Below are 16948 nucleotides of genomic sequence, written 5' to 3'. Positions count from 1 at the left end.
CCCGCCCACCACGCTGCCCACCGAGTCCGACGTCGTCATCGTCGGGGGTGGGCTGGCCGGGCTGGCCGCCGCCCGCCGGCTGCACCGGGCCGGGGTGCCGTGGGTGCTGGTGGAGGCGGCGGACCGGCTCGGCGGCCGGGTCACCACCGACGCCGTCGACGGCTACCTGCTGGACCGGGGCTTCCAGGTCCTCAACACCGGCTATCCCCGGCTCGGCACCCTGCTCGACGTCGACACCCTCGAACTGGGCTACTTCACCTCCGGGGTGCTGGTACGGCGCGGCGACGCACTGCACCGGCTGGTCAACCCGCTGCGCGAGCCGGCCGGCGCGGCCCGGACGGCGGTCGCCGACGTGGGCACCGCCCTGGACCGGGTACGCCTGGCCGGGCTCGCCGCGGGCTGCGCCGCGCTGCCGCCCGGCCGGCTGCTCGCCGCGCCCGAGTCGACCACCGAGGTGGCGCTGCGCCGGGCCGGGCTCTCCGACCGGATCATCGAGGAGCTGGTCCGGCCGTTCCTGTCCGGGGTGCTCGCCGAGCGGGAGCTGACGACGTCGAGCCGGGTCTTCGCGATGATCCTGCGGTCGTTCGCCCGCGGCCGGATCGGGCTGCCGGCCGGCGGGATGGCCGCCCTGCCCCGGGCGATCGCCGACCCGCTGCCCGGTTTCCTGGTGCACCGCAACCGGCCGGTCGAGGCGGTGGCGCCGGGCCTGGTGCGGACCGACGCGGGGGAGATCCGGTGCCGGGCCGTCCTGGTCGCGGTCGACCCGGTGGCGGTCACCGCGCTGCTGCCGGCTCTCCATCCGGTACGCACCCACGCGCTGACCACCTACTACCACAGCGCCGCCGAGCCGCCGCTTGACGAGCCGATCCTGCTGCTCGACGGTGACCGGCGGGAACTCGTCGCGAACACGGTGGTGGTCAGCCGGGCCGCCCCGTCGTACGCGCCGGCCGGGCGGCATCTGGTGGCCAGCACCGTGGTCGGGCCGACCACGCCGCCGGAGCCGGTGGTCCGCGCCGAACTGGCCCGGCTCTACGGCCGGTCCACCGCGGACTGGGAGCACCTGGAGACGGTTTCGCTGCCGGCCGCGCTGCCGGCGGCGCCGCCACCGCAGGGCCGGCTGCGCCAGCCGGTGGCGCTCGGCGACGGCATCTATCTGGCCGGCGACCACCGGGACAGCCCGTCGATCCAGGGTGCCCTGGCCAGCGGCTGGCGGGCGGCCGGGACGCTCGTGGCCGACCTGCGCGGCTGACCCGGTCGTCCGGCCAGTGTGCGCGGTTGACCGGTGACCTGGCCGGCCTGCGCGGTTGACCGCCGCGGGCCGCTCGCTCGGCCGGGCCGCTCGCTCGGCCGGGCCGCTCGCTCGGCCGGTGTGCTCGCTCGGCCGGGTCAGTTGCGGTCGGCGCCGCCGACCAGCCGGGCGACAAGTGACGCCACCACCTGGTCGGGGTCGAACCCGGCGCCGATCGAGGGGGTGAGCAGGTCCAGCAGCAGGCCGTCGACGGCGAAGTGCAACAGCGCGATCTCGTACGGCCCGCCGGGCAGGCCGGTGCTCTGGTGGAATGCCACGTCGTCGCGGTACCCCCGGCGCAGCATGCCGCCCAGGCTCTCGGCGAGCGCCGGGCGTCTGGTGGCCTCCAGTCGTAGTTCGATGAGCGCCCGGGTCAGGTCGGGGTGCCGGGTGGTCCGCTCGATGATGTAGCGCAGGTAGTCGATGAACAGCTCCGCCGACGGCGGGCGGGCGCCGAGTTCGGCCAGCACCGCCTCGTCCGGGGCGAACCGTTCCAGGATGCGCTCACCGAGGGCGGCCAGCAGGGTGTCGCGGGACGGGAAGTAGTTGGACGCCGTACCGATGGGCACGCCGGCCTCGGTGTCCACCGACCGGTGGGTCAGCCCGCGCGCGCCGGAGACGGCGAGGACCCGCAGCCCCGCGTCGGCGAGCAGCGCACGTCGCTCGGGATTCCTGGCCATGGAGAACACGCTAGCACCAACCACGACAGGCGTTGTAGTCTTCAACCACGACAGCAGTAGTGATTGGAGGTCGCTCATGCGACGACTCGTCTACCACGTGGCCAGCACCATCGACGGCTTCATCGCCGGCCCGGAGGGCCAGTACGACTTCCTCCCGTTCGAGGCCGATCTCGGGGCGTACACCGTTGCGACCTGGCCCGAGACGCTGCCGACGGCGTACCGGGTGGCCGCCGGCATCGATGAGGTTCCCAACGCCCGCTACGACGCGGTGCTGATGGGACGGGGGACCTACGAGCCGGCGCTCAAGGCCGGCATCACCAGTCCCTACGCGCACCTGGAGCAGTACGTCTTCTCCCGGACCCTGGCCCCGGAGACCGACCCGACCGTGCGGTTCGTGACCGGACCGCCGGTCGAGTTCGTCCGCGGGCTCAAGCGGCAGGAGGGCCGCGACATCTGGCTCTGCGGTGGCGGGCAGCTCGCCGCCGAGCTGCAGTCGGAGATCGACGAGCTGACCATCAAGCTCAACCCGGTGGTGGCCGGCACCGGCATCCCGCTCTTCTCCCGGGGATTCGACCCGCGCCGGTTCGCGCTCGTCGAGACCCGTCCGTTCGACTCCGGGGTGGTGCTCCTGAGCTACCGTCCGACCTGACGGCCGCGGGGCGGTTCGGGATCGCCGACTAGGCTAGGCTTTCCGCCGTCGGGGGCGGTAGCTCAGCCGGTTAGAGCAGAGGACTCATAATCCTTGGGTCGCGGGTTCGAGTCCCGCCCGCCCCACTTTGATCCTGTGCGCTGCTACTTGTCGAGGTAGTGGCCGTGGCAGGCGGCGATCTTCTGCGGCGGTGGCAGACCCGCACCGCTTCCGCCGGCTGGTCAACTCAGCAGAATCCCAGCTCATGCACAGGATGAGGTGGCGTGACCCGCATACCCTTGCGGCATGATGCGGCACCTGAAGCGGCTGATCTTCTCGCTGGTGGCTGCCCGGCTCGGTCGGATGCTGCACCGGCACGGCGGACACGGAGGCTACGGGCACGGGCAGCCGTACGGCTACCACGGGCATCGGAAGCACCGCGGCTACGGGCACGGGCCGTCCTACGGCTACCACGGGCACTACCGCTTCAAGGGGCACTACCGCAAGAAGCGCCGCCGGTACTGATCCGCCGGCGCCGGGCCCCGGCTCGCCACCACATTGCCGGTGGCGAGCCGGGCCGGGCGGAATCAGCTGTACGACACGGAGAAGTCGTTCGTGGTGAAGTCGAGTCCGCCGGCGGACGAGGTGATCTCGTATCCGAACTGGACGTCACCGACCAGGACGTCGCCGTACCAGCCGGCGTTGCGGATCCAGTTGAGGACCGCCAGCACGTCGACGGTGCCCGAGTTGGTGTTGCTGGTGCGGATGAACGAGAAGACCTCGTTGGCGCCGTTGGAGCCGCGGTAGACCTGCCAGCTGTGCCCGCCGACCGTGGCGTTGGTCTGGAACGACCCGAGTGGACCGACCGGGCCGGTCTTGTTCATCCAGAGCATGATCTCGTACGCGTGGTTGTTGGCCCAGATGTCGTAGGTGCTCGCGTACGCCCCGCCGCTCGGCACGGTGACGTTGAAGGTGCTGGTCAGACTGCGGATCGCGCTGAGGTTGCGGTTCACGTTGCGGGTGGCGTTCGGGTAGGACTTCACGCCGCCGGTGTTCGGGTGGTTGGCGGTGACGCCCCAGTTGCGGTAGGAGTTCGCCCAGATCCGCTGGCTGCCGGCGCCGCTGCCCCAGATGTTGTTGTAGAGGGTGTACCCGCCGTTGGTCCAGGTGCCCCACTGGTCGGACGACTGCCAGGCGACGCCGCCGGGCGGTGGGGTGGTCGGGGCGGGCGTGGTGGGAGCGGGCGTGGTCGGGTTGGGGGCGGTGGTCGGCGGCTGCCCGGTGGACGGAGCGCCGGTGCAGGTCACCCCGTTGAGGCTGAACGAGGTAGGGGCGTTGTTGGTGCCGGTCCAGGTGCCGTTGAATCCGACGGAGACGGTGGCGTTGGTGCCGAGCCCGGCGTTCCAGGACGCGTTCGTCACCGTGACGGCCGAGCCGCTCTGGCTGAACTGGCCGCCCCAGCCCTGGCTGACGGTCTGCCCGTTGGCGAAGCTCCACCGCAGGGTCCAGCCGTTGAGGGGGTCGCCGAGGTTGGTGAGCGCGACGTTGGCGGTGAAGCCGCCGGACCACTGGTTGGTGGTGTAGTCGACGCGGCAGCCGGTGGCGGCGCTGGCGGGTGAGGTCAGCACCGCCGTCAGGCCGACACCGACGAGCACCGCGGCGGTCGTCGCGATGCCGGCGCGCAGCCGTGGATGCCGGGTCCCGCGTGAGCCGGTGGTGGTCATCCGGGCCTCCTTGCCCTGAGGTCTTTAGTTTGAAACCCCAACAAAGTAGCCCGGAAAGGCCCCGCTTGACAACGACATCCGTCGATAGAAAGCCGGCCGTCAGCTCGCCGGTAGCGAGGCGAGCCGTCGCCGCAGATACTCGCGTTCCGGCTCGTTTCCGGCCAGCTCCAGGGCCTTCCGGTACGCCGCCGCGGCCTCCGCGTCGCGGCCCAACCGGCGCAGCAGGTCCGCGCGGGCGGCCGGCAACAGGTGGTACGCGGCCAGCGCCCCGCCGGCATCCAACGCGTCGAGCAGGGCCAACCCGGCGGCCGGACCGTCCCGCATGGCCACCGCCACCGCCCGGTTCAGCTCCACCAGCGGCGACGGCGCCACCTCGGCCAGCACGTCGTAGAGGGCGACCACCTGGGGCCAGTCGGTGGTGGCCAGATCGGCGGCCTCGTCGTGCACGGCGGCGATCGCGGCCTGCACCGCGTACGGGCCGGGCCGGGTCCGGGCGGTGGGTGACGCAGGGGTGAGGGCGGCCACCACCAGTCGGCGGCCCTCCTCGATCCGGTCCCGGTCCCAACGGGAGCGGTCCTGGTCGGCGAGGAGCACGAGGCCGCCGTCGGGCGAGACTCTTGCGGCCCGCCGCGCGTCGATGAGCAGCAGCAGCGCGAGCAGCCCGGTCACCTCCCGTTCGCGGGGGAGCAGTCGGTGCAGGATCCGGGCCAGTCGGATCGCCTCGTCGGCCAGTTCGGCCCTGATCAGGTGTGGTCCGCCGCTGGCGGCGTACCCCTCGGTGAAGATCAGGTAGAGCACCCGGAGCACCCCGGGCAGCCGGTCCGGCAACTCGTCGGCGGTCGGCACCCGGAACGGGATCCGGGCCTCGCGGATCTTCCGTTTGGCCCGGGCGATGCGCTGGGCGACCGTCGCCGTCGGCACCAGGAAGGCCCGGGCCACCTCGGGGTTGGCGAGTCCGGCCAGGAAGCGCAGGGTGAGCGCGATCTGGGCCTCCTCGGCCAGCGCCGGGTTGCAGCAGGTGAAGAAGAGCCGCAGCCGCTCGTCGGGCAGGTCGTCGACGAGACCACAGGCCGGGTCGGCTCTTCCGGGTGAGTGGGCTGGGCCGGGGACCGGTGGATCGTCGTCGCGGAGCGCTTCGGCCCGCAGTACGGCCAGTCGGGCGGCGTACCCGCGGTCGCGGCGCAGGCGGTCGACGGCCCGGTTGCGGGCGGTGGTGAGCAGCCAGGCTGCCGGCCGGGCCGGCACGCCCTGCACGGGCCAGCGCCGCAGGGCGGACTCGATCGCGTCGGAGGCGACCTCCTCGGCCAGGTCGAGGTCGCCGAACTGCCGGACGAGGCTGGCGAGCAGCCGGCCATGCTCCTCGCGGAACACCGTCTCCACGATGGCGGAGGCCGGCCGCCCGTCCCCGCTCACGGCTCCTCGAACTCCTGGATCGGCCGGACCTCCACCTTGCCGCGCAGCGCCCCCGGGCAGCGGGCCGCCCAGTCGACGGCAGCGTCGAGATCGGGCAGCTCGACCAGGTAGTAGCCGCCGAGGATCTCCCGGGTCTCGGCGAACGGCCCGTCGGTGACGGTCCGGGTACCGTCGCCGCCGACCTGCACGGTGGTGGCGGTCTCGACCCCCTGCAACGCCTGGCAGGAGAGCAGCGCGCCGACCTCGGTGAGCGCCTTGTCGTACGCCCAGTACGCGTCGATCTCGGCCTGGATGACGGCCTCGTCGGTCGGGTCCCCGGCCGGGTCGCCGTAGATCAGCAACAGGTACTTCATCCCGCGATTCTCCTCTCCACCGGTCCGGCGAGGCGCCGTCCCAGCATGACGACGAACCGGACCGCGGGATGTGACCGACCGGCCGCGAGGTTTTTCACGTGCCACCGGGGCTCGAAACGCTTGCGAGGAATGTTTCGTACGCCTTGGTGTTCGGCCCGCTGCGGTAGGCGTTGTTGCTGGCAGGAGAACTTGATGATCTTAAATTCCTGGGTGCCTTGTTGAAAGGGTTTTCCTGGGCGATGGTGTGCTGAATCGGCCGGCTTCGGAGGATTTGATGAGTGTGACCGCTCAGGACGCCAGCCTGGTCGGCGGGCGTCCCGTCGTCCCGTCGCGCGGTGCGCTGCGCCCGCTGGGACTACGCGAGGTCCGGATCACCGGCGGGTTCTGGGGCCAGCGCCAGCAGGTCAACGGGACCGCGACCCTGGACCACGGTCGCGTCTGGATGGACAAGCTGGGCTGGACGGGCAACTTCGCGGCGACCGGCACCGCGACCGGCGCCGACGGCGGCCCGACCGAGGTGCGCGGCCGGGAATTCTCCGACGCCGAGGTCTACAAGCTGATCGAGGCGATGTCCTGGGAGGTCGGTCGGGAGGCGGACCCGTCCCGCGACGCCGGGCGGGACCGCGAGATCGTGGAACTGACCGCGCTGATCGCGGCCGGGCAGGCGGCCGACGGTTACCTGCACACCGCCTTCGGCCGGCCCGGCCAGCCGCCGCGCTACGCCGACCTGGCCGCCGGACACGAGCTCTACTGCGCCGGGCACCTGCTGCAGGCCGCGGTCGCCCGGACCCGCAGCAGCGGCCCCGACCAGCTCCTGACGGTCGCCCGCCGACAGGCCGACCAGGTCTGCGCTACCTTCGGGCCGGCCGGCGCGGAGGGCATCGGCGGGCACCCGGGGATCGAGCCGGCCCTGGTGGAGCTGGCCCGCCTCACCGGCGAGCAGCGCTACCTCGACCAGGCCGCCCGCTTCCTCGACCTGCGCGGCCACCGGAGGCTGCCGGCAGACCACCTGGGCTGGTCCTACTACCGCGACGACAAGCCGGTACGCCGGGCCACGGTGCTGTGCGGCCACCCGGTGCGGGCGCTCTACCTGGCCTGCGGCGCGGTCGACGTGGCGGTCGAGACCGGCGACGACGAACTGCTCCAAACGGTCGCCGGCCAGTTCGACCGCACCCTGGCCCGCCGGACGCACCTGACCGGCGGGATGGGCTCGCAGCGCCCCGACGGCGCGTTCGGCGACGACTTCGACCTGCCGCCGGACCGGGCGCACGCCCAGAGCTGCGCCGCGGTGGCGGCCGTCATGCTCGCCTGGCGGCTGCTGCTGGCCACCGGCCAACCCCGGTACGGCGACCTGATCGAACGGGTCCTCTACAACGTGGTGGCGACGGCGATCGGCGACGACGGCCGGTCGTTCTTCCACACCAACACGTTGCACCAACGCTTCCCGACCCGGATCGTCCCCGGCGACCAGGAGCAACCAGGCACCGGCTGCGGGCTGCGGGCCGCCCGGTTCGAGGCGTCCCGCTGCCTGACCAACCTCGCCCGCCTGCTGGCCAGCCTGACCGCCTACCTGGCCACCGCCGACGACGGCGGGCTGCAACTCCACCAGTACGCCGACGCCGAGGTCCGGACCCGGATCGGCGACGGCCGGCGGGTCGCGGTGCGGGTCACCACGGACTACCCGGACCGCGGCGCGGTCGTCGTACGGGTGACGGAGTGCGACGGTAACCGGTGGGCGCTCTCGTTCCGGGTCCCCGCTTGGGCCACCGGGGCCGTCCTCGTCGACGGGTCGGTGCGCCGGCCGGTGCGGCCGGGCACCGCCGTGCTGGAACGGGACTTCAAGGTGGGCGACGTGATCAGGCTGGAGTTGCCGGTGCGACCCCGGTTCACGCTGCCGGACCCGCGCATCGACGCGGTCCGCGGCTGCGTCGCCGTGGAGCGCGGGCCGGTGGTGCTCTGCGCGGAGTCGACCGACCAGGGCGGCGAGTTGGACCGGCTGCTGGTGGACCCGAGCGAGCCGCCCGAGGACGTCAGCGGCAGGCAGCCGGGCGGTGAGGTGGTCGCGACCGTCGCCGGCGGATTCCCTGTGGTGTGCGAGACCGACTGGCCGTACCGGCCGGAAGGCGGCGGTACCGACCGCCCGACCGTTGCGACCGGGCCGTCCGTCGCGACCGGGCCGAGCGGTGCGATCGGTGCGATCGGTGCGGCGGCGATCCGGCTGGTGCCGTACCACCGGTGGGCCCGCCGAGGGTCGTCCACCATGCGGGTCTGGCTGCCCCGCTGCTGACCCGCCCGCCGGGGAACCGGACCGGGTGGTCGCGACTCGCCTGTACCAGGAGGTGGTTGCGATGCGTCCACGACAGACGCGGGTACGACGAGTGCTGGCCGGCCTGGCCGCGGTGTTGCTGGGGACGGGTCTCGGGCTCGGGGTGGCCCCAGCGCCGGCCGGGGCCGGGGGCTGGGCGTCGACGGTGCTCGACCCGTTGCCGGAGCGGCTGGAGCCGCAGCGGGCGTACACGGTGGGGTTCTGGGTCCTGCAGCACGGCGTGCGGCCGCTGCCGGCCGAGGTCGGGCGGCAGAGACCGATCGGGATCAAGCTGGTCGGCGAGCAGGGCCAGACGGTCGTCTTCGAGGGGGTGCCGCTGGCCGAGGCGGGGCATTTCGCCACCACCATCGTGATTCCGGAAGCGGGCACCTGGCGGGTGCGCGGCGCCCAGGGCGGCTTCATGGACTTCGAGATCGGGACTGTCCAGGCTCCCGGCGCGCTGCGGGTGCTGCCGGTGCCGGCCGCGCCGTCGCCGGACAGTCGCGAGTGGACGGGTGCGGTACGCCCGCCGCAGGTAGAGGTCGATCCGAACCGCAACCCGGTCGACACCGAGCCGATCGCCTACACCTGGAACGGCGGCACCCCGACCGCCGATCCGGCGGCGGCGGGGGAGCCCACGGCCCGTTCCGCCGAGCGGACGGGCACCCTTGCGCTGGTGGCCGTGGGGCTGCTGGCCGCGGTGGCGTTCCCGGCTCTCTATCTGCGGCGGCGACCGGCGTCGGGCTGACGGCGGGTGTTGATCGAGCGTTGACGGCCGGTGGCGGTGCGTGGTCTCATCGAACCTGGAAAATGTTTCGCATTCGTCCGGGGCGAGGGAGTCCGATATGGCCAGGTACCGACGTCGTCCCGCCTTCGCGATGGCCGTCGCCCTCCTGCTCGGGGCGGCGGCCGGCCTGACCGCCGTGCCGGCCCCGGCCTCGGCGGCGCTGCCCACCGCGGCGGTGGCGATCGGGGACAGCTTCGTCAGCGGCGAGGGCGCCGGGGCGTACACGCCGGTGGTCGACATCTCCGGCACGGCGCAGGGCTTCCCCGGCTGGTCGGCGCCGAACAACAACGCCTACTTCTGCCACCGGTCGGCGAACGCGTCACTGCACCAGGCGAGCCTGCCCGGCATCCAGGCCCGGTTCAACCTGGCCTGCTCGGGCGGCCAGCCGCACGACATCGCCGCCGCCTCGGCCGCCCGCGCCAAGGGCCGGTCGGTGGCCGCCCAGCTCGACCAGCTGCGCGGGGTCGCGCAGACCCACGACATCGACCTGGTCCTGATCGGACTCGGCTCCAACAACAGCTCGTTCACCTTCGGTGACGTCGCGTCGCTGTGCGCCAACCGGTTCATCGCCGACGCCTGGACCGGCTGGTGGGAGTTCTGGGCCTACCTCGGCGGCCCGGTGCCGCAGGAGCCCTGCGCCGCCTCCGACCTGGCCACCGAGGCGGAGGTGGCCGCGGCCACCGCCGAGACCACCGCGGCCGTCCGGCAACTGCTCACCACGCTGGCCGAGGTCGACGCCGACGGCCAGCACCGGATCGTCTTCCAGGACTACACGAACCCGCTGCCGGTCGACATCGCCTCGCCGTTCCACACCGAGGAGAACCGCAGCGACACCCGGGACAAGTTCCGGGCGCTGGGCGCCGAGCGGTACGCCGCCGGCTGTCCCGTGCACCGGGCCAGCCTCGCCCCCGGCCACCTCTTCTCCGCCGGCCTGGGCACCATCGTCTCCTCGGCGCACGCCGCCATGTCGGCCGAGTTCCCCGGCGCCGACCTGGTCTACCTGAACGTGCAGCGGGCCTTCGACGGCGCCCGGCTCTGCGAGAACGCCAACAGCCCGGCCGGCACGCTGGCCACCCCGATCCGGCTGCAGGACGGCCCGACCGGCGTCTTCGTCACCAGCCTCTCCGGCTACGACAAGATCGCCATCCAGCGCATCGCCAACGCCTGCGTGACCTACTTCCAGACCTGCCAGGAATCCTGGCACCCGAACGCCGCCGGCCACGCCGTACTCGGCCAGTGCCTCACCGCCGCCGCGGCCACCCCCAACCACACCCTCGCCTGCGTCCGCTCGACGAACGGCACTATCACCATTACCTGACCTCCTCCGGCGCCAACCCCAGCATCCGGAGCCCCACCCGGCCCGCAAAGATCCTCAGGACATTCAGCACGCGATCCGGCCTAGTGACGTGCTCGATGTCCTGAGGATCATGGTCGGGCATTGGCTTCGATCGGCTCACTGGCGGGTCTTTCCGGTGCGAGGCGCACGGCGTGCGCTGGCGCACTCCTGGGCCTGTCAGTCGGTGCCATGGAGCAGTTTTTCGAACGGGGTCGGGTCGGCGAATGGGTCGCTGTGCCGGTGTGGGCTGGTGCCCTTGAGTCGTCCAGCCAGTTCGGCTGCGGCTCTGTCGATGCGGGTGGCCAGTGGGCCGGCGGCGGTCCCGCCGGCCCAGTCCTCGGGGGCGGCGAAGACCGAGGTGGTGACGACCTCGGCCCGCAGGTACACGAAGAGTGGGCGGATCGCGTGTTCCAGCGCCAGCGAGTGGCGGGCCGTTCCGCCGGTGGCCGCGATCAGGACCGGCACCTCCCGCAGCGCGCCCTCCTCGACGACATCGAAGAACGACTTGAACAGGCCGCTGTAGGAGGCGTTGAAGATCGGGGTGACCGCGATCAGGGCGTCCGCCCCGGTCACCCGCGTCAGGGTCCGGTCCAGATCCGGCGCTGGGAAGCCGGTGAGCATGGCGTTTACCAGGTCGTGGGCATGGTCGCGCAGGTCGACCACGTCCACGTCGAGCGGCGTGCCATGCCGGTCGGCCGCCAGCCGGGTGGCCGCCGCGAGCCGGTCGGCCAGCAGCCGGGTGGACGACGGCTGGCTCAACCCGGCGGAGACGACAGCCAGCCGGCGCGTGGGCACGTCGGTCACCGTCCGGCTCCCGTTCCGGCGGGGGTGGCCTGGCCGGTGGCGGCGTCGGCCGGGCTGGTCGGCGTACCCGCTGAAGTGGCGTCGGTCGGAGCCGGCGCCGCGTCGCGGGCCGTGCGGAGCGAGGCGTGCGTCGGGGCGTCCGGGACGTGCGCGGGGCGGCGGGCGGCGAACTCCTTGCGCAGCACCGGAACCACCTCCTCGCCGAGCAGGTCGAGCTGCTCCAGCACGGTCTTGAGCGGCAGGCCGGCGTGGTCCATCAGGAACAGTTGCCGCTGGTAGTCGCCGACGTGCTCGCGGAAGGTCAGGGTCCGCTCGATCACCTGCTCGGGGGTGCCGACGGTGAGCGGGGTCTGCTCGGTGAACTCCTCCAGCGAAGGGCCGTGACCGTAGACCGGCGCGTTGTCGAAGTACGGGCGGAACTCGCGCACCGCGTCCTGCGAGTTGCGGCGCATGAAGACCTGCCCACCCAGCCCGACGATGGCCTGGTCGGCCGGGCCGTGACCGTAGAACTCGAACCGGCGGCGGTAGAGCTCGACCATCCGCCGGGTGTGCTCCATCGGCCAGAAGATGTTGTTGTGGAAGAAGCCGTTGCCGTAGTACGCGGCCTGCTCGGCGACCTCCGGGCTGCGGATCGAGGCGTGCCAGACGAACGGGGGTACGCCGTCGAGCGGGCGCGGGGTGGCCGTGAACGACTGCAGCGGGGTGCGGTACTTGCCCTGCCAGTCGACGACATCCTCGCGCCAGAGCCGGTGCAGCAGGTCGTAGTTCTCGATGGCCAGCGGGATGCCGGCCCGGATGTCCTTGCCGAACCACGGGTACACCGGTCCGGTGTTGCCCCGGCCCAGCATCAGGTCGACCCGGCCGTCGGCGAGATGCTGCAGCATCGCGTAGTCCTCGGCGATCTTCACCGGGTCGTTCGTGGTGATCAGGGTGGTGGCGGTCGACAGGATCAGCCGCTGCGTGCGGGCCGCGATGTAGCCAAGCATGGTGGTCGGTGACGACGGGACGAAGGGCGGGTTGTGGTGCTCGCCGGTGGCGAAGACGTCCAACCCCACCTCCTCGGCCTTGAGCGCGATCGTCACCATCGCCTTGATCCGCTCGCGCTCGGTGGGCACCCGCCCGTTCGTCGGGTCGGGCGTCACGTCGCCCACGGTGAAGATCCCGAACTGCATCTCAGCGTCCCTCCTCGGCCGGACCGTCCCGTCCCTGCGGAACACGTCTCGTTCAGTTTTGAACTATATCCCCGGACCAGCTATTCCTGACCATCGCGCCGATCCGGCCCGGTCGGGGTGCAACCCGGCGGGCGGTCGGCTCCGTCTACCAGTTCGAGCGAGGTGGATCACCCACCGGCGATGCTCACGCCCGCCGACCGGTCGAGGAAGTGACGATGAGATCAGGCACCGTTCGGCCCAACCCGCCGCCGGTCCGCCCGGGGCCACACACCGCCGCGGTGTTGCCCAGCCTGCTCCTGCTGATCCTGGTGTTCACCCCGCTCGCCTGCGCCAACCCAGGCACGGACGCCCCGGCACCAGCGGGTGGCCCGAACGCCACGGCACCTGCCGGTGACCCGAGCGTCACGGCACCGGCCGGGGACGGCTCGGGCGCGCTCGACCGGGCGCTGCTGCCCGCCGCCGAGATCGGCCCGCACTGGCGGGAGATCCGGGAACCGGCCGGATCGCCGAGCTGGCCGTGGGCGCAGCCGGACTGCCCGGCCTACCAGGACACCGACTATCCGGCCCAGCAACACCGCGACGCCGCGGCGCAACGCGGCTACCGCGGGCCGGGCGCGCCGGCCCTGCAGGTGGTCGAGGCGTACCAGCCGGGCTGGGGCAGCCGGGCCATGGACGATGCCAGGCAGGTGCTCCGGGCCTGCTCGCACTACGACTTCCTCGGCGGCCAGGTCAGCTTCGCCGTCCAGACCACCGCGCCGGTCGGTGACGACGTGCTCGTCGTGCGCGGCGCCATCGCCCGCCCGGGCCGGCAGGCCACCGTCTCCTACTTCCTCGCGGTCCGGCAGGGAGACCTGGTCACCACCCTGAACGTGCCGGATTCCGGCGGGCAGCGGATCGGTGACCTGGCCGGCGAGCTGGCCGAGCGGCTGGCCCCCTGACCGGCGGGCGGCCGGCCTGGTCGGCGCGCCGGCTGTCCGCCGTCGCGCCGACCGACCGACTGCCGCCGGGCGTACCGGTCAGTTCGACAGCTCGGTCTCGGCCCGCTCGACGGCCTCGAACTCCTCCTCCGGGGCGGTGGCGACCAGCCGGTGCCGGCTGTAGAACCAGAAGTAGCCGAGCGCGGCCACGAAGATGGCCGCGGTGATGGCGGCGGCCACCTCGTCGACGAAGAAGGTGGCGATCACGGCGGCCACCGCCAGCACCAGCGCCACCCCGGTGGTGACCGACCCGCCGGGCGTCCGGTACGGCCGCGGCAGGTCCGGCTCGCGGGCCCGCAGCACCAGGTGGGCGACCATCATCAGCACGTACGACACGGTCGCCCCGAAGACCGCGATGTTGATCATCTTCGCGCCGTCCTCGGTGATCGCGGCGAGCAGGAAGCCCACCGTGCCCGGCACGATCAGCGCGACCCACGGGGTCTTGCGACGGCTGGTGACCGAGAGCCAGCGGGGCAGGTAGCCGGCCCGGGAGAGCGCGAAGAGCTGCCGCGAGTAGGCGAAGATGATCGAGAAGAAGCTGGCCACCAGGCCGGCCAGGCCGACGTAGTTGATGAAGTCGGCGAGCAGGCTGTCGCCGCCGTACGCGGCCCGGACCGCCTCCGGCAGCGGGTTGTCCGACTCGGCGATGGTCGACGAGCCGGCCCCGCCGGGCGCGGTGACCAGGATCAGGGCGGCCAGCACCAGCAGCGTGGCCATCCCGGCGATGATCCCCTTCGGCATGTCCCGCTTCGGGTCGCGGGCCTCCTCGGCGGCCAGCGGCACCCCCTCGATGGCCAGGAAGAACCAGATCCCGTAGACCAGCGCGGCCAGCACCCCGACCACCCCGAACGGCAGGAAGGTGCTCGCCCCCAGCGCCTCGGTCGGCGCGATGTCGAACAGGTTGTCGGCGTCGAACTTCGGCGCCATCCCGATCACGAACGCCACCAGGGCCACCAGCGCCACCCCGGTGATCACGAACATCACCCGCAGCGCCTCGCCGACCCCCCAGAGGTGGATGCCGATGAAGAGCGCGTAGCAGGCCAGATAGATCGGCCAGCCGCTGGTCAGCCCGAACAGCCCGAGCGCCTCGACGTAGCCGCCGATGAACACCGAGATGGCGGCCGGGGCGATGGCGTACTCGATCAGGATCGCGGTGCCGGTGGCGAAGCCGCCGAGCGGACCGAGGGCACGGCGGGCGAACCCGTAGCCGCCGCCGGTGACCGGGATCGCCGAGGCGAGCTCGGCCAGCCCGAACACCATGCAGGTGTACATGGTCGCCATCAGCACGGTGGCGATCAGCAGACCACCCCAGCCGCCCTCGGCCAGCCCGAAGTTCCAGCCGGCGAAGTCACCGGAGATCACGTACGCGACGCCCAGGCCGGCGAGCAGCACCCAGCCGGCCGCGCCGCCGCGCAACTGCCGCTTCTGCAGGTAGTCGGCGTCGACCTGCTCGTATCCCGCGCCGTGTACCTGCCGTCGGGCGGCGGGCGCGTCCGGCCCGCCCGATCCGCTGTTGGTGGGGCTCGCCGAGTCGGTCATGTGCCGGCCTCCCGCGGTCAATGGTTCAGGGTCGGACCTTTTGAGGTTTGGGTGCGAGGGTGGACCGGTGCCGTCGCACTGTCAAGAGGGCAGCGGCGGATCCGCCGCCCGACCGGGTTCCATCCGGTGCCGGTCGTGACATGCTGGCGAGATCCAACCGTGCCCGGGTACGGCCGACGGGCGGCAGTGAAGGGGGAGAGCGTGAGCGAGGAAGTACGCGGGGTCATCGCCCGGGCCAAGGGCCAGCCGGTCGAGGTGGCCACCATCGTGCTGCCCGATCCCGGGCCCGGCGAGGCGGTGGTGCGGGTGCAGTCCTGCGGGGTCTGCCACACCGACCTGCACTACCGGGAGGGCGGCATCAACGACGACTTCCCGTTCCTGCTCGGCCACGAGGCGGCCGGCGTCGTCGAACGGGTCGGCGACGGCGTCACCGACGTCGCGCCCGGCGACTTCGTGGTGCTCAACTGGCGGGCGGTCTGCGGCGACTGCCGGGCCTGCCGCCGCGGCCGGCCGTGGTACTGCTTCAACACCCACAACGCCGCCCGGAAGATGACCCTCACCGACGGCACCGAGCTGAGCCCGGCGCTCGGCATCGGGTCGTTCGCCGAGAAGACGCTCGTGCACGCCGGCCAGTGCACGAAGGTCGACCCCGCCGCCCGGCCGGCCGCGGTCGGACTGCTGGGCTGCGGGGTGATGGCCGGGCTGGGCGCGGCCATGAACACCGGCCAGGTGACCCGGGGCGACTCGGTCGCGGTGATCGGCTGCGGCGGGGTCGGCGACGGCGCGGTGGCCGGCGCGGCCCTGGCCGGCGCGACCACCATCATCGCGGTCGACACCGATCCCCGGAAGCTGGAGTGGGCCCGCGGGTTCGGCGCCACCCACACCGTGAACGCCCGCGAGACCGACCCGGTGGCGGCGATCCAGGAGCTGACCGGCGGCTTCGGCGCGGACGTGGTGATCGACGCGGTCGGCCGGCCGGAGACCTGGCGGCAGGCCTTCTACGCCCGCGACCTGGCCGGGACCGTGGTGCTGGTCGGCGTGCCGACGCCGGAGATGACCATCGAACTGCCGCTGCTGGACGTCTTCGGCCGGGGCGGGGCGCTCAAGTCGAGCTGGTACGGCGACTGCCTGCCCAGTCGGGACTTCCCCCTGCTCACCTCGCTGTACCTGCAGGGCCGGCTCGACCTGGACGCGTTCGTCACCGAGGAGATCGCCCTCGACCAGGTGGAGGAGGCGTTCGGCAAGATGCACCGCGGCGACGTACTCCGGTCGGTGGTGGTCCTGTGACCGGGGCCCGGATCGAGCACGCCGTCACCTCGGGCACCTTCAGCCTGGACGGGCAGACCTTCGACGTCGACAACAACGTGTGGGTGGTCGGCGACGACAGCGAGTGTGTCGTCGTCGACGCCCCGCACGACGTGGCGACCATTCTGCGCGCCGTCGGCGGCCGCCGGGTGGTGGCGATCCTGGCCACCCACGCCCACGACGACCATGTACGGGTCGCGCCTGCGCTCGCCGACGAGACCGGCGCGCCGGTGCTGCTGCACCCGGCGGACCGGGTGCTCTGGGACCAGGTCCACCCGGACCGGGCACCGGACGGCGAGCTGACCGACGGGCAGCGGCTGGCGGTGGCCGGCATCGGCCTGAGCGTCCTGCACACCCCCGGCCACAGCCCGGGAGCCTGCTGCTTCTACGCACCCCAGCTGAAGGCGGTCTTCACCGGCGACACCCTCTTCGCCGGCGGTCCCGGCGCGACCGGCCGCTCGTACAGCGACTTCGGCACCATCATCTCGTCGATCCGGACCCGGCTGCTGGGGCTGCCGCCGGAGACCCTGGTGCACACCGGCCACGGCGCCAGCACCACCATCGCGGTGGAGGCCCCGGAGCTGGAGAACTGGATAGCCCGGGGTCACTGACGGTCAACGCACCGGCACCGGGTCGA

At 72.7% G+C, this 16948-nt stretch carries 16 protein-coding genes and 1 tRNA gene; 10 read left to right on the top strand and 7 right to left on the bottom strand.

Going from position 1 to position 16948, the window contains the following annotated elements; all coding sequences use genetic code 11:
- Positions 1 to 13: 13 nt before the first annotated feature.
- Entirely contained in the window at positions 14 to 1249 is a 1236-nt protein-coding gene (locus O7627_RS25330; RefSeq protein ID WP_278098429.1) for an NAD(P)/FAD-dependent oxidoreductase, read from the top strand.
- 137 nt (positions 1250 to 1386) lie between these two features.
- On the opposite strand, the gene O7627_RS25325 is transcribed toward O7627_RS25330, so the two are convergent.
- Positions 1387 to 1968 (bottom strand): TetR family transcriptional regulator, encoded by a 582-nt coding sequence (locus O7627_RS25325; protein WP_278095976.1) that lies wholly within the window; start codon positions 1966 to 1968, stop codon positions 1387 to 1389.
- A 76-nt stretch (positions 1969 to 2044) separates the two neighbouring features.
- Between O7627_RS25325 and O7627_RS25320 the strand changes: the two genes are divergently transcribed.
- From O7627_RS25320 to O7627_RS25310, 3 genes are all read left to right on the top strand, one after another.
- Entirely contained in the window at positions 2045 to 2617 is a 573-nt protein-coding gene (locus tag O7627_RS25320) for a dihydrofolate reductase family protein (protein WP_278095975.1), read from the top strand.
- Positions 2618 to 2668: 51 nt separating this feature from the next.
- Positions 2669 to 2742 (top strand) — tRNA-Ile (locus O7627_RS25315).
- A 160-nt stretch (positions 2743 to 2902) separates the two neighbouring features.
- A complete protein-coding gene (locus tag O7627_RS25310) occupies positions 2903 to 3121 on the top strand; it encodes a hypothetical protein (RefSeq protein WP_278095974.1) in 219 nt (72 codons plus the stop codon).
- A gap of 62 nt (positions 3122 to 3183) precedes the next feature.
- Here the strand turns inward: O7627_RS25310 and O7627_RS25305 are convergent, their stop codons facing one another.
- The 3 genes from O7627_RS25305 to O7627_RS25295 form a co-directional block, all read right to left on the bottom strand.
- The gene (locus tag O7627_RS25305) at positions 3184 to 4320 is read right to left on the bottom strand and encodes a cellulose binding domain-containing protein (RefSeq protein WP_278095973.1); all 1137 of its coding nucleotides are present in this window, start codon (positions 4318 to 4320) and stop codon (positions 3184 to 3186) included.
- Between the two features lie 99 nt (positions 4321 to 4419).
- Positions 4420 to 5733: a DUF6596 domain-containing protein gene (locus tag O7627_RS25300; RefSeq protein WP_278095972.1), complete on the bottom strand. Its 1314-nt coding sequence runs from the start codon at positions 5731 to 5733 to the stop codon at positions 4420 to 4422.
- Positions 5730 to 6086 (bottom strand): YciI family protein, encoded by a 357-nt coding sequence (locus O7627_RS25295; protein ID WP_278095971.1) that lies wholly within the window; start codon positions 6084 to 6086, stop codon positions 5730 to 5732. Before O7627_RS25295 ends, O7627_RS25300 begins: the two co-directional genes overlap by 4 nt.
- Before the next feature lie 274 nt (positions 6087 to 6360).
- Between O7627_RS25295 and O7627_RS25290 the strand changes: the two genes are divergently transcribed.
- From O7627_RS25290 to O7627_RS25280, 3 genes are all read left to right on the top strand, one after another.
- The gene (locus tag O7627_RS25290; protein WP_278095970.1) at positions 6361 to 8373 is read left to right on the top strand and encodes a beta-L-arabinofuranosidase domain-containing protein; all 2013 of its coding nucleotides are present in this window, start codon (positions 6361 to 6363) and stop codon (positions 8371 to 8373) included.
- Positions 8374 to 8434: 61 nt separating this feature from the next.
- Positions 8435 to 9139 (top strand): hypothetical protein, encoded by a 705-nt coding sequence (locus O7627_RS25285; RefSeq protein ID WP_278095969.1) that lies wholly within the window; start codon positions 8435 to 8437, stop codon positions 9137 to 9139.
- 130 nt (positions 9140 to 9269) lie between these two features.
- Complete coding sequence (locus tag O7627_RS25280) at positions 9270 to 10496, top strand: hypothetical protein (protein ID WP_278098428.1); 1227 nt, start codon at positions 9270 to 9272, stop codon at positions 10494 to 10496.
- Positions 10497 to 10691: 195 nt separating this feature from the next.
- On the opposite strand, the gene O7627_RS25275 is transcribed toward O7627_RS25280, so the two are convergent.
- On the bottom strand, positions 10692 to 11309 hold the full coding sequence (locus tag O7627_RS25275; RefSeq protein ID WP_278098427.1) for an FMN reductase: 618 nt from the start codon (positions 11307 to 11309) through the stop codon (positions 10692 to 10694).
- 5 nt (positions 11310 to 11314) lie between these two features.
- Positions 11315 to 12490 (bottom strand): LLM class flavin-dependent oxidoreductase, encoded by a 1176-nt coding sequence (locus O7627_RS25270; protein WP_278095968.1) that lies wholly within the window; start codon positions 12488 to 12490, stop codon positions 11315 to 11317.
- 215 nt (positions 12491 to 12705) lie between these two features.
- Between O7627_RS25270 and O7627_RS25265 the strand changes: the two genes are divergently transcribed.
- Positions 12706 to 13428 carry a hypothetical protein gene (locus O7627_RS25265; RefSeq protein WP_278095967.1) on the top strand — a complete coding sequence of 241 codons (723 nt, stop codon included), beginning with the start codon at positions 12706 to 12708 and terminating at the stop codon, positions 13426 to 13428.
- 78 nt (positions 13429 to 13506) lie between these two features.
- On the opposite strand, the gene eat is transcribed toward O7627_RS25265, so the two are convergent.
- Positions 13507 to 15006 carry an ethanolamine permease gene (gene eat, locus O7627_RS25260; RefSeq protein WP_278095966.1) on the bottom strand — a complete coding sequence of 500 codons (1500 nt, stop codon included), beginning with the start codon at positions 15004 to 15006 and terminating at the stop codon, positions 13507 to 13509.
- A gap of 201 nt (positions 15007 to 15207) precedes the next feature.
- On the opposite strand from eat, the gene O7627_RS25255 reads away from it, so the two are divergent.
- Positions 15208 to 16293 carry an S-(hydroxymethyl)mycothiol dehydrogenase gene (locus tag O7627_RS25255; RefSeq protein ID WP_278095965.1) on the top strand — a complete coding sequence of 362 codons (1086 nt, stop codon included), beginning with the start codon at positions 15208 to 15210 and terminating at the stop codon, positions 16291 to 16293.
- Positions 16290 to 16922, top strand: coding sequence for an MBL fold metallo-hydrolase (locus O7627_RS25250; RefSeq protein ID WP_278095964.1), 633 nt, complete (start codon positions 16290 to 16292; stop codon positions 16920 to 16922). The genes O7627_RS25255 and O7627_RS25250 overlap by 4 nt, the downstream gene beginning before the upstream one ends.
- Positions 16923 to 16948: the final 26 nt, after the last annotated feature.

The sequence above is a fragment of the Solwaraspora sp. WMMD1047 genome (genome assembly GCF_029626155.1).
Lineage (GTDB): Bacteria > Actinomycetota > Actinomycetes > Mycobacteriales > Micromonosporaceae > WMMD1047.
This window is presented reverse-complemented; position numbering and strand designations above follow the sequence as displayed.